The organism is Kutzneria sp. CA-103260, assembly GCF_018263855.1.
Lineage (GTDB): Bacteria > Actinomycetota > Actinomycetes > Mycobacteriales > Pseudonocardiaceae > Kutzneria.
The window spans coordinates 978654-992559 of the sequence record NZ_CP073318.1; the positions used below are offsets into that span (position 1 = coordinate 978654).

General features: G+C 70.7%; 13 protein-coding genes. 1 reads left to right on the forward strand and 12 read right to left on the reverse strand.

Going from position 1 to position 13906, the window contains the following annotated elements:
• Nucleotides 1-2: 2 nt before the first annotated feature.
• On the forward strand, nucleotides 3-1244 hold the full coding sequence (locus JJ691_RS04265; RefSeq protein ID WP_211767496.1) for an amidohydrolase: 1242 nt from the start codon (nucleotides 3-5) through the stop codon (nucleotides 1242-1244).
• A gap of 297 nt (nucleotides 1245-1541) precedes the next feature.
• On the opposite strand, the gene JJ691_RS04270 is transcribed toward JJ691_RS04265, so the two are convergent.
• From JJ691_RS04270 to JJ691_RS04325, 12 genes are all read right to left on the reverse strand, one after another.
• Complete coding sequence (locus JJ691_RS04270; protein WP_211767497.1) at nucleotides 1542-1703, reverse strand: hypothetical protein; 162 nt, start codon at nucleotides 1701-1703, stop codon at nucleotides 1542-1544.
• Nucleotides 1704-1791: 88 nt separating this feature from the next.
• Nucleotides 1792-2091: a hypothetical protein gene (locus JJ691_RS04275; protein WP_211767498.1), complete on the reverse strand. Its 300-nt coding sequence runs from the start codon at nucleotides 2089-2091 to the stop codon at nucleotides 1792-1794.
• A 21-nt stretch (nucleotides 2092-2112) separates the two neighbouring features.
• Nucleotides 2113-2598: a hypothetical protein gene (locus tag JJ691_RS04280; RefSeq protein WP_211767499.1), complete on the reverse strand. Its 486-nt coding sequence runs from the start codon at nucleotides 2596-2598 to the stop codon at nucleotides 2113-2115.
• A gap of 47 nt (nucleotides 2599-2645) precedes the next feature.
• On the reverse strand, nucleotides 2646-4085 hold the full coding sequence (locus JJ691_RS04285; protein ID WP_249227670.1) for a xylulokinase: 1440 nt from the start codon (nucleotides 4083-4085) through the stop codon (nucleotides 2646-2648).
• Nucleotides 4086-4106: 21 nt separating this feature from the next.
• A complete protein-coding gene (locus tag JJ691_RS04290) occupies nucleotides 4107-5402 on the reverse strand; it encodes an aldehyde dehydrogenase family protein (protein ID WP_211767500.1) in 1296 nt (431 codons plus the stop codon).
• 2 nt (nucleotides 5403-5404) lie between these two features.
• Nucleotides 5405-6463 carry an AMP-binding protein gene (locus JJ691_RS04295; RefSeq protein WP_249227671.1) on the reverse strand — a complete coding sequence of 353 codons (1059 nt, stop codon included), beginning with the start codon at nucleotides 6461-6463 and terminating at the stop codon, nucleotides 5405-5407.
• Nucleotides 6464-6609: 146 nt separating this feature from the next.
• Nucleotides 6610-7980 carry a sialidase family protein gene (locus JJ691_RS04300; RefSeq protein WP_211767501.1) on the reverse strand — a complete coding sequence of 457 codons (1371 nt, stop codon included), beginning with the start codon at nucleotides 7978-7980 and terminating at the stop codon, nucleotides 6610-6612.
• A gap of 33 nt (nucleotides 7981-8013) precedes the next feature.
• Nucleotides 8014-8679, reverse strand: coding sequence for a YoaK family protein (locus tag JJ691_RS04305; RefSeq protein WP_211767502.1), 666 nt, complete (start codon nucleotides 8677-8679; stop codon nucleotides 8014-8016).
• 128 nt (nucleotides 8680-8807) lie between these two features.
• Nucleotides 8808-10139 carry a serine hydrolase domain-containing protein gene (locus JJ691_RS04310; RefSeq protein ID WP_211771261.1) on the reverse strand — a complete coding sequence of 444 codons (1332 nt, stop codon included), beginning with the start codon at nucleotides 10137-10139 and terminating at the stop codon, nucleotides 8808-8810.
• 58 nt (nucleotides 10140-10197) lie between these two features.
• Complete coding sequence (locus tag JJ691_RS04315; protein ID WP_211767503.1) at nucleotides 10198-11556, reverse strand: chitinase; 1359 nt, start codon at nucleotides 11554-11556, stop codon at nucleotides 10198-10200.
• Nucleotides 11553-12614: a glycoside hydrolase family 75 protein gene (locus JJ691_RS04320; protein WP_211767504.1), complete on the reverse strand. Its 1062-nt coding sequence runs from the start codon at nucleotides 12612-12614 to the stop codon at nucleotides 11553-11555. The genes JJ691_RS04315 and JJ691_RS04320 overlap by 4 nt, the downstream gene beginning before the upstream one ends.
• Nucleotides 12614-13849 (reverse strand): glycoside hydrolase family 16 protein, encoded by a 1236-nt coding sequence (locus JJ691_RS04325; RefSeq protein WP_211767505.1) that lies wholly within the window; start codon nucleotides 13847-13849, stop codon nucleotides 12614-12616. The genes JJ691_RS04320 and JJ691_RS04325 overlap by 1 nt, the downstream gene beginning before the upstream one ends.
• Nucleotides 13850-13906: the final 57 nt, after the last annotated feature.

The following is a 13906-nucleotide window of genomic DNA, read 5'->3' on the forward strand; positions in this document are numbered from 1 at the left end:
GCATGACCTCGGCGCGTGCATCCGTGATGAAGGGCCTGGACGACGTCCGGCCCGGTCTCGAAGACCTGTACCGGGAGCTGCACGCCCACCCGGAGTTGGCCTTCGAGGAGCACCGCACCGCGGCCGAGGTCGCCCGGCGGGCTGCGGCGGCCGGCTGCGAGGTCACCGCCGGCGTCGGCCGCACCGGCGTGGTCGCCTTGCTGCGCAACGGATCCGGGCCGACCGTGCTGTTGCGGGCCGATATGGACGCGCTGCCGGTGCAGGAGCAGACCGACCTGCCGTACCGGTCCACCGTCGACGGCGTCATGCACGCCTGCGGGCACGACATGCACACCGTCTGCCTGCTCGGGGCGCTCGACCTGCTGGCCCGCGGCCGGGACCAGTGGTCGGGCACCGTGTTGGCCGTGTTCCAGCCGGCTGAGGAGATGGCCGCCGGGGCCAAGGCCATGGTCGACGACGGGCTGTACGAGCGGTTCGGCCGGCCCGATGTCACCCTCGGCCAGCACCTCGCCCCCATTCCCGCCGGCTGGCTCGGCTGCCATCCCGGGCCCGCGTTCGCCGCCACCGACAGCATCGACGTGCGGCTGCACGGCAAGGGCGGGCACGGTTCGCGGCCCGAGACCACCGTCGACCCGGTGGTCATGGCCGCGTCCACCGTGCTGCGGCTGCAGACCGTCGTGTCGCGGGAGGTCGCCGCCAAGGAGTCCGTCGTCGTCACCGTCGGCTCCATCCACGGCGGCACCAAGGACAACATCATCCCCGACCACGTCGACCTGGCCCTGAACGTGCGGACCTTCGACGTCCAGGTGCGGGACCGGGTGCTCGCCGCCATCGAGCGCATCATCCGGGGTGAGGCCACCGCCGCCGGCGCGCCCCGGGAGCCCGAGCTCACCTTCCACAGCGCCTTCCCCGTGCTGGTCAACGACGACGCCGCCATGGCTCGCACCAAGGCCGCCCTCGACGAGGCCTTCCCCATGATCATCGACCCCGGTCCGGTCACCGGCAGCGAGGACTTCGGCCACTTCGGCACCGCCGCCGGCGTGCCCACCGTCTACTGGCTGTTCGGCGGCGAGGACCAGGAGCGCTTCGTCACGGCGTACAGCGGCGGCACCTTCGAGCGGGACATCCCCTCCAACCACTCGCCCCACTTCGCCCCGCTGCTCCAGCCCACCCTGGACGGCGGCGTCACTGCCCTGGTCACCGCCGCCCTCGCCTGGCTGGGCCCGGGTTCGGCAGCCAGCTAACCGCCGGCACCCTCCCCACCGGTCCACCTCCCCGGTTCGCCACCTGAGTGGCTCACTTGGTCCTGGAAGTCACGTGAGCCACTCACATGGCGTCGGCCGGCGGCTCGGGAAGTCAAGCGAGCCACTCAGGTGTGCCCAACCCCACACGTGAGCCACTCACATGCCTCCAGGTGTGACTCCGGCCCGCAAGTGAGCCACTCAGGTGGGCTCCAGAAGTCACGTGAGCCACTCAGATGGGGACGGTCGGGGGGAGTGGTGGTGGGGCGGCCCCGGCCGGGCCAGTGAATGCCGGGGGCGTCACGGGACCTGGGAGTGGTGGGCCGGCGCGGCCGGCTCCGGCGTCGGCTCCTGCTGCCTTGGTTCCCCCAGGGCAACCTTGATCCGGCCGTCGGGCAGCATCACCCAGCGCAGGCCACTGGCCGCGGCCAGCTGGTCGAAGATCGGAGTGCCTGTCGACATCAGCGTGACTCCCTCCCCGGTGCTGATGTCTGCCTACCAAACTCCGGGGCGGCGGGAGGACGAATCTACCCCGGCGGGGGTAACCCGATCAGGCTCTTTCCACTCGCCAGTACTGTCGGGCGGCCGGGGCGGCCACCGGGGCGGACTCGGCGAACTCCTTGAAGCGCAGCAGGATGCCGGCGGCGGTGCTGTCGGCGTCGGCGCGCAGGGCGAGCCTGGTGGTGTGGGTGTCGACGTACTGGAACGTGACGCGGCCACCGGGCCACGCCACCAGCTCGTCCTGCCGCCGTACGGTCACCGGACGCGGCGAGGAGTTGTAGCTGGTCCACAGCTCGAAGGCGGTGCGCAGCGGCACCGCGAGCTCGACCGTCTCCTCGAAGGTGTTCATCTGGGGTGCTTCCTTTTCGCTCTAGCCGGCCGAGGAGTCGACCAGCCAGTCCGGCGCCCGGGCACCGCCCTCACGACAGGCCGTCAGCAGATCGGTGGTCCACAGCAGCAGGTGCATCAGCGCGACGGTGTCCTCCTCGGGGTCCTGCCGGTCGAACACCAGGTCGAGCTGGATGTCGGCGGCCTGCTCGTCGGAGTTCACCAGGGCCATCACCGCGCGAAAGCTGGCCCGCAGCGGCGGGTCGATGTCGTCGATGGGGATCTCGTTGCCCTCGGTGTCGCCCAGCTGCATCTTGATCGGCGCGTCGGTGCCGACCTGCACACACAGGGACTTCAGCATGTCGGCCGAGGCGTCGGCCAGCACGTCGGCGGCCTGGCGCGGGCCGCGGTCGGCGGCGCGGTAGACCGCCGTCAGCGCCTCGAGTGCGCCATCCGGATCCGACGCCTGCATGCGATCCACGGCCGTTCGGACCAGCAGCCGCACTGTCCCGTCCCGATGCTCGTCCATCCGTCCTCCCCTCCATCAGGCACAGGGATTACCCGTTCCGGTTGATCTCAATCCTCCGTCCGCCAGAACTGGGGATTTTGTTGGATCAACCACCGGTGGATGTCCCGGAGGGCGTCGTGCACCTGCGTGTATGCCTCGTAACGCGCCGGATCGGGCCCGGGTTCGACGGTGCGCCGGACGGCGACGGTGGCCTCGGCGGCGGTCTCGGCATCCGGGAACAGGCCGGCCCCGACCGCGCCGAGCAGGGCGGCCCCGAGCGCGGCGCTGTCGTGCACCTTGAGCTGCTGGATCGGCCGCCGCAGCACGTCGGCGAAGATCTGCGCCCACAGGTCGCTGCGCGCCCCGCCGCCGCACAGGGCGAGCGAGGGAATGGGCTGGTCGCAGGCTTTCTCCACGGCATCGAGCACGTGCCGGCCGGACATGGCCACGCCCTCCAGCACGGCCCGGGACAGGTCGGCCCGGGTGGTGGCCGAGCTCACGTTCAGGAAGCTGGCCCGGGCCTCGGCGTCCCAGATCGGGGCCCGCTCGCCGGACAGGTACGGCGTGAAGATCACGCCCGGCGTGCCCTCGGCGGCGTCGGCGAAGACCTCGGGGATGCTGAGCTCGCTCACCCGGCTCCACCACCGGACGGCGTCGCCGGCGGCCTGGGTGGGGCCGGCGTGCACGTACACGTCGTTTCGGGGTGGGAACGTGACGACCCCTTGCGTCGGCACGTGGACGTCCGACGCCCCGGCCACCACCAGCGAGGTGCCGACGGAGATCATGCCCCGGCCGGGCCGGGTGGTGGCGGCCCCGAAGACCGCGCCGAAGGCGTCCATGGTGCCGACGACCAGATCAGCGCCGAGGTCGCCGACGTGACCGAGCACGGCCTCGGGCGGCCGGATCTCGGGGAGTTTGTCGTTGAGGCCGTTGGTCACGCCGACGGCCTCGGGAATGTATCCATCGGCCCCGGCGACGCGGACGCCGGAGAGCGGATCGGTGGCGACCCGGCCGGTGAGCTTGGCGGCGACGAAGTCCTTCGGGCTCAGGATCCAGCGGGCCGCCCGCCAGGCGTCGGGGTCGGTGCGGGCGAACCACTCGGCCCGTGCGCCGACGAACGAGGCGTCCAGCACGACCGGCGCGCCCCAGATGCGGAGCTTGTCCGCTTCGGTGAACCGGCCGTCGAGTTCACGGGCGATGGCCGCGCAGCGCTGGTCCTGCCAGATGATCGCCGACGTGAGCGGGTTCAGGTGCTCGTCGACCAGGACGTGGGTGTTGACCTGGCTCACGATGCCGGCCGCCCGGACCTGGTGCCCGCGGGCCACGGCGTCGAGGCCTTCGCGGACGCCGCGCCACCAGTCGCCGGCGTCCTGCTCGGCCCAGCCGGGACGGGGCCGGTGGGTCGGGTAGGCGGTGGCGTGGGTGGCCAGCGGCTCGCCGTCGAGGCCGAAGGCCGCCACCTTGACCGCGGTCGTGCCGACGTCGATTCCGAGCATCACTTCCCGCACCCAGCGGACCCTATAGGCCGCTTATCGGCCGGCGACCGCCTTGGTCCGCATCAGGAAGTCGGACAGGTAGCTGTCGTGGGGCAGGCCGGGGCGGAAGTGGTGGGTGGGGACGTCGCCGAGGTAGACGTTGGCGATGGTGGGCTCCGCGAGCAGGTCGGTGATCAGCTCGTCGTCCTGGGTCATCGCCGTCAGGACGAGGGTGTCGCGCAGCGGACCCAGGCCGTCGGCGCGGCTCCAGGGGGCGATCCAGGCGCACGGGAAGGGCAGTTCGGCGGCCAGCTGTGGGGCGGTGGCCGACGGCAGCAGGTGCAGGGCCGGGCGGATGACCGCCGAGCCGTCGCCGAGGTCGGTGACCAGTTGGTCGGCGCCGAGCAGGGGTTGGGTGCCGACCGCCCGACGGGCCAGGTGGTTGCGGAGGGCCAGGGCCGCGCCGAGGGGGTAGCGGGGGAGGACCGAATCGGGCAGGGCGGCCAGCTTGGATGCCAGGGCGTCGGCCAGGGGAGCGGGATCGCCCTCGACGAGGATGCCGGTGGCGTTGATGCAGCCGACGCCGCCGTGATGGGCGATGGAAGAGACGATGGTGTCGAGGTCCGGTGCCGAGTCGGCGGCGACGAGGACCTTGGAACGGCCCGGGCCCTGGGGGAGTACTCGGGGATTCGCGCCGTACTTGGCGATTACCTCGTCGCCGCCGTAGACGAGGGCGAGGTCGGCGCAGCGGAGCAGTTCGTCGGCGACGTCGTGGTCGCACGGGAGGAGCGCGACCTGGTCGGAACCGAAGCCGGCGGCGCGTAGTGCGGTGACGAGGCGGTGCGGGGTGAGGGGTTCCCGGCGAGAGGGCCGCACGGCGACGCGGTAGCCGAGGGCAAGCGCTTGCAGCCACAGGGAATGCACGGCGGGGTGGTTGCCGGCGGCATGGACGGCGAAGACGTTGCCACGCCTGGTCCACACGGCACCACCGTCCACAGTGGTCCCGATCGGGCGGCCCTGACCGGCGGCCTCGTGGGCGGTGGCGCAGGCCTCGGCGATGGTGTCCACGGCGAAACGGATGTCTGGCACGGGTAGGCCCGAGACTCGTGCCACCAGGTCGACGTACGCGTCGGAGTCCTTGGCGAACAAGGAACCCGCGGCGGTCAGGGCGGCGAGGCGGTCGGGCAGGGGTAACGGGGAAGCCTTGTGCAGGGCGGACATCACGCGGGTGACGAACAACCGGGGCACGAGGCTGACGGAGGCGACCGCGATGCCGGTGACGTCGGTGACGGTGAGCTGCTTGCGCGCCCGGTAAGGGCCGGCGGGACCCAGAGCGTCCACAGTGAACATCGCTAGTACACGCCCTCGATGACGGTCTCGTCGCCGAACACCTGAACCGGGGCCAGATCGGCCAGGGAATCGCCGGGCTGGCCGGGTGGCGCGGGCACGCGGATGGCGGTGTCCCGTTCGAGATTGTTGGGCAGCAGCATGGACTTGCTGACGTGGCTGGTGACGACTTGGCCCCGCGTCCCGTAGGGCACCTGGTCTAGGGTGTCGGGATCGACGACGCGGAAGGTGATGTGCGGGCCGAAGCCGTCGAAGGTGGGCAGCTCGGTGTCGCCGAGCCGCTGGTTGGCGCCGCCCATGATCATGGTGCTGCCGTACACGCCGTGCAGCGGGATGCCGGGGAACACCTCGGTGCGGAACAGGTCGTGGGTGTCGGCGTCGAGGTGAGCCCCGCCCCACATGATCAGCTTGACGTTCTTGGTGATCAGCGCCAGCAGGTCGTCCCGGCGGGCCAGCCGCTCCAGCATCGGCGGCGTGGTCATCAGCACGCCGATCTCCTGGCTGCGCAACACATGCGCGGACTGTTCGACCAGATGCTCGATGTACGCGTCGGCCTGGGCCGGCTGCCCGGACGCGATGAGTTTGCGGACCCAGCGGGGATCCATGTCGATGGTGAACATCAGGCCCCGGCGGGCCCGCGCCACCAGGCCGACGAAGTGCCCGACGGCGTGCGGGCCGGTGGGCATGATGCCCAGCCAGTTCAGGCCGAGCGGCACCCGGAGCCGGTCCAGCGGCTCCAGCATGTGGGTGATCATCCGCTGCACCCAGTCGTCCAGGAACACCACCCGCTTGGGCGCGCCGGTGGTGCCGCCGCTGTCGTACACGCCGACGACATCGGCGTTCTCCCCGTAGCCACGGGGAATCAGGTGCTCGGCCCGGACGTCCCGCAGCTCGTCGACGATGTTGGGGAACAGCCGGAGGTCGTCGACCGAGCGCACCTCCTGGCGCGGGTCGAAGCCCAGCCGCCGCGCCTGGGCGAGCCAGAACGGCGACCCCGTCGCGGGATCGAAGTGCCACCGCATGGCGGCGCGGATGAACTCGTCAGGATCCTGGCTCTCCAGCACGGATTGAACATAACCCGATGTCAGCGGCCGGGTAGTCCGTCATCCGGGTGGACGGCCGGCGCCTGCAACTTGCAGCGATCGCCGCCGACCGGGGGCACGTTCCGGTCGGCGACGAGCGGACGCTGCCGTTCGGGCCAAGGGATCTGCTACGAGAGCGTGACCAGAACGTCCGTGCGGTTGTCGGGCTGTCCGCTGTTGGCCCTGGCGAACACGGAGACGAAGCACGGGCCGGCGGCGGCCATGCCGTGGAAGTCGCCGAGGTAGTACGAGCCGTCGTTGACCACCGGCGCGGACGTGATGTCGAACGGTCCGGCCAACTTGGTGGTGTGCCAGGAGGTTCCGTTGCCGGAGGTGGCCTGCCAGTAGCTGGTGCCGGTGCTGTCGAGCTGGTAGTAGGTCACGCCGGTCACGCCGTCGGAGTTGACCGCCACGGCCGGCATGAACTGCTGCGCCGGGGAGGAGCCGACCGGAACCGGGGTGGACCAGGTGGCGCCGCCGTCGGTGGAGGAGGCCAGCACGGTGCCGTTGTGGTCACCGGCGAACTGCGAACCCTCCCACACGGCCCGGAGTTCGCCGTGCGGGCCGGCCGCCAGCTGCCCGAAGATGTCGCGCCCGTCGCGGATGTTCTTGCCGCCCGGCGCGGTGGTGGCGGCCGACTTGGTCGCCCCGACGACGACCGGCGCGGACCAGGTCTCGCCGTGGTCGTCGGAGCGGATCGACCGCCAGGACTGGTCGTAGGAGACGCCGTCCGGCTTCAGTTGGTAGTACTGGAAGAACGCCACCAGGTGGCCCTGGGCGGTGGCCAGCCGGATGCCGGAGACGCCGTTGCCGGCGCCGAAGTCGGCGACCTTGCGCGGCGCGCCCCAGGTCGCCCCGCCGTCGCCGCTGTGGGCCAGGTAGATCGGCCCGGTGCCGTCGGTCAGGTTGATCCGGTCCCACGCCACGTAGACGTCCTTGCCGGTGGTGTAGACGGCCGGCAGGTCGTTCCAGATGTTCGCGGTGTCCCCGGTGCCCTCGCGGATGATCGTGGTCGGCGCGCCCCAGGTGCGGCCGCCGTCGCCGGACTTGACCACCAGCAGCGCGTGATCACCCTGCGCCGTGGTGGTGTTCATGCTCAGCGAGACCAGGAAGACCATGCCGTTGGGGGCGATGCTCACCTGCGTGTCGGTGGCGCGGTCGAAGGCGCCGCCGGCGCATGTGGACACCGCCGGCGTGGCCCGGGTCCAGGTGCGGCCGCCGTCGAAGGTGGCCGCGGTGACCAGGCCGTGGCCGCCGACGCCGGACCAGCGGTCGGTCTGCCAGGCCGAGACCATGTGGGACGGATTGCGTGGGTCGACCGCGATGTCCGGCTGAACCTCGGCGTTGGGGTAGTTGGCGCCGACGGGGTCCTTGTGGTCGCAGCCGGCCGGGTAGGGGCTGGGCGCGGAGATCTGGGTGACGGTGGACGTGGTGTCGGCATGGGCGGCCGGGGCCAGCGCCAGTACGCCGGCAACCGCCGTGACCAGGTACTTTTTCATGTAGTTCCCCCCTGCTCGATGGCGGTGGGGACCCTAACCCGGCGGCCGCTCGTCCAGGAAGAAAAGCGCCAATCCGGTCACGATCAGAAAATTCGCACCCCAGGCCGCCATGTTCCCGAGCAGCTCCGTGACGAGCGCCCCGACACCCGCGCCGACGAGGAAGCACAGCACCACCAGGCCGAAGGTGCGGGCCTGCTGGGCCGCGCCGGCGTCGCGCCGGAAGACCGCCCGGTAGGTGGCGCGGGCCGCGGTGCGCAGGTTGCCGGTGGTCATCGTGGTGTTCACCGACCACTCTTGCACCGTGCCGAAGGTGGCGTTCTGCAGCGCCGCCACGAACGCCACCGCCAGCACCACGGCACTGCTCGCGAACCAGGTCGGGGTCGCCCCGACCACCAGCAGCACGGCGATCTCGATCACCAGCGCCACCCGCACCGGCCGCCGCACGACCGGGGCGACGCGGGGATGGGTCAACGTCTCCGCCGCGGCCACGCCCAGCACGAAGGCGATCAGCGGCGGGACGTGGGCCAGCGCCCCGGCCACGTCACCACGGGCCGCGTCGACCCCGAGCAGCACCACGTTGCCGGTCTGGGCGTTGGCGAACACGCCGCCGTGGGCCACGAACGTGAACGCGTCCAGATAGCCCCCGGCCACGCCGAGCAGCATGATCAGCCGAAGCGTCTTGGCAGTGATGACCTCCACGCCCCCAGAGTCTGCCGCACCCCTCCGCCACCCGCCCCACCATGATCAAAGCTCAATTCCTCTCGTTGGACGAGAGGAATGCCCCTTTCCAAGCGTTGAGGCGTTGACGGGGGAGGGGAGCGGGGGTATTAGGGGTGGCGGGCGCTTGCTCGGCCGGAGAAGTGGAGGTAGGGGGAGCCGTCGGCCAGTTGGTAGAAGCTGACGGGTAGCCAGTGATCGCTGCCCGTCAGGGGCACCAGGTAGACATCGGGCTCCAGGGCCACCATGGGCAGCTCCTCGACCGGATCCGACACGTACTCGGCCAGCTTGCCCAGGGTGGTCACCCGCAGCACCGGCCGGCCGGACTCGATGACCACCTCGATCCGCTGCCCGGCCCGCTCGTAGGTGCCGACGTACTCCGTGGGCAACAGGCCCAGCGGCTCGGGCGGGGGCACGGGTTGGCGGGCCATGTCGACGCCGGCCAGTTCGGCGAAGACCTCACGGAACAGGTCCTCGTACAGATGGGGCGTGCGCCGGTTGGACAGCAGCGCCACGGCCAGCCCCTGGGACGGCAGCAGCACGAGATGCGACTGCTGCCCGATGGTGGCGCCGTCGTGTCCGATCAGCGGCTGCCCGCTCCACACCAGCCGCGCCCAGCCCAGGCCCCAGGTTTCGGCGAGCGAGTACTTGGCGTCGACCCGAACCTGCTCGACTTGCATCTGCTGGATGGACAACGGTGTCAGCAGCGAGCCGCCGTCGAGGTGCAGGCGCGCGAACGCCAGCAGGTCCGAAACGGTGGAGACGATCAGTCCGGCCGGGCCGATGGAGCGGGGCAGCTGCCACTGTCGCACCGGGACCGAGCGACCGTCCTCGAGCATGTGGCCGACGGCGGCCGAGCGGAGCAGGGCGTCCTCCGGCAGGGTGAGGGTGTCGCGCAACCCGAGAGGGTCGAACACCAGCTCCCGCATCGCGGTGTCCCACACCTGCCCGGTCACCTGCTCGACCACCCGGCCCACCAGGCTGAACCCCGAGTTGCAGTAGGACCAGGTGGCGCCGAGCGGGGAATTCTGGGCCACGTCGGCCAGCTGGGCGACGTAGCGGGCGATGCAGTCGTCGCCGCGGCCGGTGTCCACGAAGACGTCCCCGTCGATGCCACTCGTGTGGGTGAGTAGGTGACGAAGGCTCACCCGATCGGTCACATCCGGACTACCGAGACGTAGCTCCGGCAGCACCGCGGCGACCGGCTTGTCCAGATCCAGTCGGCCGTCCTGCGCCAAACGCATGACGGCGGTGGTGACGTAGACCTTGGTGATGGACCCCAGGTGGAACACCGAATCCGGCCGAACGGGCGCGCCCGTCCCGGTGTTGACCACGCCGGTGGCGACCACTTCCGTCCACTCGGGGCACGAGATCCCCAGGACGGCGCCCGGCACGCCGTGCCGCCGGGCCAGTTCGTCGAGCCTGCTCTGCCAGTGCTCCATGCGCTGCACCGGAGGGAGCATACGGACGGCGCGGGTCTCCCCGCGCCGTCCTGTCAGGTCACCCCTGATACTGAGCGAACGTCCGGGTGAAGTCCCAGGCGTTCTGCGACACACCCGAGCAGGTGTCGTCGTTCGGGTAGGCGCCGGGGCACGGCCGGTCCCGGTTGGCCGACCAGAAGGTGAACCGGCCCAGGTGGTGCTGGTTGGCGTAAGCCAGCATGGACTGTGCGTTGGCCACCGTCACGAGCTCGTTGTTGTCGGTGATGCCGTTCATCGAGGACAGTCCGCTGTGCCGGTAGGCCACGTCGTCGGTGTAGTGGTAGGCGTCCCGGACCGCCCGCTCCAGGCCGTCGGTGGCCTGCTGGGTGAGCCGGCCCATGTCCTGACCGGCCCCGCCGAAGTCGAACGGCATGATGGTCCACACGTCCACGGTCAGCCCGGAGTTGGCCGCCCGGGTGATCAGGTCGTTGCCGGGGCCGTTCTGGCCGCTGCCGATGGTCACGTAGATCGCCAGGCCGGCGTTGTTGGCCCGGATGATCTTCAGGGCGTCGACCAGGCGCTGCTGGATCGTGCCGTTGCCGTAGACGTCGCCCTCGAAGTCGAGGTCGATCGCCTTCAGGCCGTAGGTGTTGATCACCTTCTGGTAGGCCCCGGCCAGGTCGTTGGCGTTGTTGCAGGACGCTTCCAGCTTGTTGCCGTTGGCCCCGCCGAAGGACGGCACCACATCGCCGCCGGCCGACCGGATGGTGGTGACGGTGTTCTGGTCCACGCCACCGGTCAGCGGCCGGCCGCCGTCCCACATCGGGGTGCAGTACCCGTTGTTGAGCACGAAGGCCATGGTGAACCATTTGACGCCGGTGGCGCTCATGATGGTGCGCGGGTCCGGCGGGTTGCCCCAGCCGTTGTAGTAGTACGGCGCGACGGCCATCGCCCCGTTGGGCGGGGGCGGCGGGGGAGTGGTGCCGCCGCTGGGGGCCGTCCACTTCTGGTTGGCGGAGCCGGCGCAGTCCCAGATCTGCAACAGGGTTCCGTTGGCGGAGCTGTTGTTGCTCGCGTCCAGGCATTTGCCGAGAGCCCGGATCGTGCCGTCGGCGCCGATGGTCCACTGCTGCGCGGCGGTGCCGTTGCAGTCGTACAGCTGGACCTTGGTGCCGTTGGCCGAGTTGGCGCCGGCCACGTCCAGGCACTTGCCCAGCGCCTGGAGGCTGCCGTTGGCGCCGGTGGTCCACTGCTGGGCCGTGGTGCCGTTGCAGTCGTAGAGCTGGATCGCGGTGCCGTTGGCGTTGTTGGCGCTGGCCACGTCGACGCACTTGCCGCCGAAGCCGGTGATCGTGCCGGTGGCCGCGTGGGCCAGGCCGGGCAGCAGAGCCGCCATGGCGGCCGCGCCGGCCAGCAGCGTGACGGACTTCCTGATCATGCCACCGTCCACTTCTGGTTGGCGGAGCCGGCGCAGTCCCAGATCTGGAGCTGGTTTCCGTTGGCGGAGCTGTTGTTGGTGGCGTCCAGGCACTTGCCCAGGGCCCGGATCGTGCCGTCGCCGGGACGGGACCAGTTCTGCGCGGCGGTGCCGTTGCAGTCGTACAACTGGACCTGAGTTCCGTTGGCGGAGTTGGCGCCGGCCACGTCGAGGCACTTGCCCAGGGCGCGGATCGTGCCGTCGGAGCCGGCGGTCCACTGCTGGGCGGTGCTGCCGTTGCAGTCGTAGAGCTGCACCGCGGTGCCGTTGGCCGAGTTCCCGCCGGCGACGTCGACGCACTTGCCGCCGAGGCCGGCGATCGTGCCGCCGGTGGGCGGGGGCGGATTGGTGCCGCCGCCGACGAACGTGGTGGCCAGCTGCTGGCCCAGCGTCACGGCGCTGGCGTGGCTCTCGATCGGGTTCACCTTGGAGTGCGGGAACACGATGTAGGTGACGCCGCTGTCGGTGCCGCCGTTCTTGGGATCAGGGTTGATGCCCAGCGATTGCGCGGTGGCGTAAGAGGATTCGCCGATGATTCCGGTCGGGCCGGTGTCGCCGACGACCGCGTAGGTCACCTGGTTGTTGTAGATCACCGCGACCACCGCGCCGCCGTCGATGCCGGCCGTGCGGTAGTCCCAGGTGCCCGACGGGCTGGGCAGCACGATGTAGGGCAGCTTGGCCGCGTCCAGGGGCTGGTCGGTGGAGGTGTGGAAGGCGGTGTCCGGGTAGAAGCAGCAGTCGGTCTGCTCGTTGCACTGGGCGGTGCGCACGCCGTCGCAGTCGACGTCCATGTCCGCCTTGAAGAACACCGCGCCATTGGCCTGGCAGACCGGGATCGTGGCGGCCTGGCCCTCGTCAGTGGCGTACTTGCCGTTGGAGATCTGCTGGCAGTTGGTCACCTTGGCCAGCAGCTGGCTGGCCGACGGGCCGCCGGGGTCGGCCGCGAGCGCCGACGGGGCGGCGAACAGGGGCAGGGCCAACAGGAAACCGGTGAGAACGGCGAGAAGACGCTTGCGCATCAGCTGTTCACCGTCCACTTCTGGTTGGCCGAGCCGGCGCAGTCCCAGATCTGGAGCTGGTTTCCGTTGGCGGAGCTGTTGTTGGTGGCGTCCAGGCACTTGCCCAGGGCCCGGATCGTGCCGTCGCCGGGACGGGACCAGTTCTGCGCGGCGGTGCCGTTGCAGTCGTAGAGCTGGACCTTGGTGCCGTTGGTGGCGTTGGCGCCGGCCACGTCGAGGCACTTGCCCAGCGACTGGAGGCTGCCGTTCGCGCCGGCGCTCCACTGCTGCGCGGCGGTGCCGTTGCAGTCGTACATCTGCACCGGGGTTCCGTTGGCGTTGTTGGCACTCGCCACGTCCACGCACTTGCCGCCGAGGCCGGTGATAGTGCCGCCACCGCCGGGTGGCGTGGTGTTGCTGGTGGTCACGTGCACGTAGTCGACGACCAGCTTGGCCGGGAACGGCGTGTTGCCGTCGGGGTTGCCGGGCCAGTAGCCGCCGACCGCCAGGTTGAGGATGATGAAGAACGGGTGGTCGAACACCCACCGGTTGCCGCCGATGTCGGCCGGAGTCCTTGTCTCGTAGGCGTTTCCGTCCACGGACCAGGTGATGCTGTTGGGCGCCCAGTCGACCGCGAAGGTGTGGAAGCCGTCGGCGAAGGACTGGCCGCCCGGCAGCGTGTAGCCGGCGCCCACGCCGTTGGAGCCGGAGTAGCCGGGGCCGTGGATGGTGCCGTGCACCGAACCAGGCTCGAAGCCGACGTTCTCCATGATGTCGATCTCGCCGCTGGCCGGCCAGCCCACGTTCGGGTCGCCGATGTTGTCGCCCAGCATCCAGAACGCCGGCCACATGCCCTGGCCGCGCGGGATCTGCATGCGCGCCTCGAAGTGGCCGTAGGCCTGGGTGAAGCGCTGCGAGGTGTTGATGCGGGCCGAGGTGTACTGGCAGTATCCGTACCAGCAGTTGTTGTTGCCGGGGTTCTCCTTCTTGGCCGTGATCACCAAGTGCCCCTGGCCGTCCAGCGCGCCGTTGTTGGCGCCGGCGGTGTACCACTCCAGCTCGTGGTTGTTCACGTTGTCGCCGGTCTCGTACTGCCACTTGGCGCCGTCGACCGGGCTGCCGGCCGGACCGTCGAAGTCGTCGGTGAAGGTGGCGGCCGCGGGGGCGGCGGGCGCCGCCGACGCCGTCAGTCCCAAGGGGACGATCGTGGCGGCCGCGAGCACCGCGGCCAGCAGGAGGTGACGTCTTCTGCGCATGGGGGAATCTCGCCTCTCAGGGAACGTCAGTTCGCACCGCAGGAGGCGCCGGCCGAG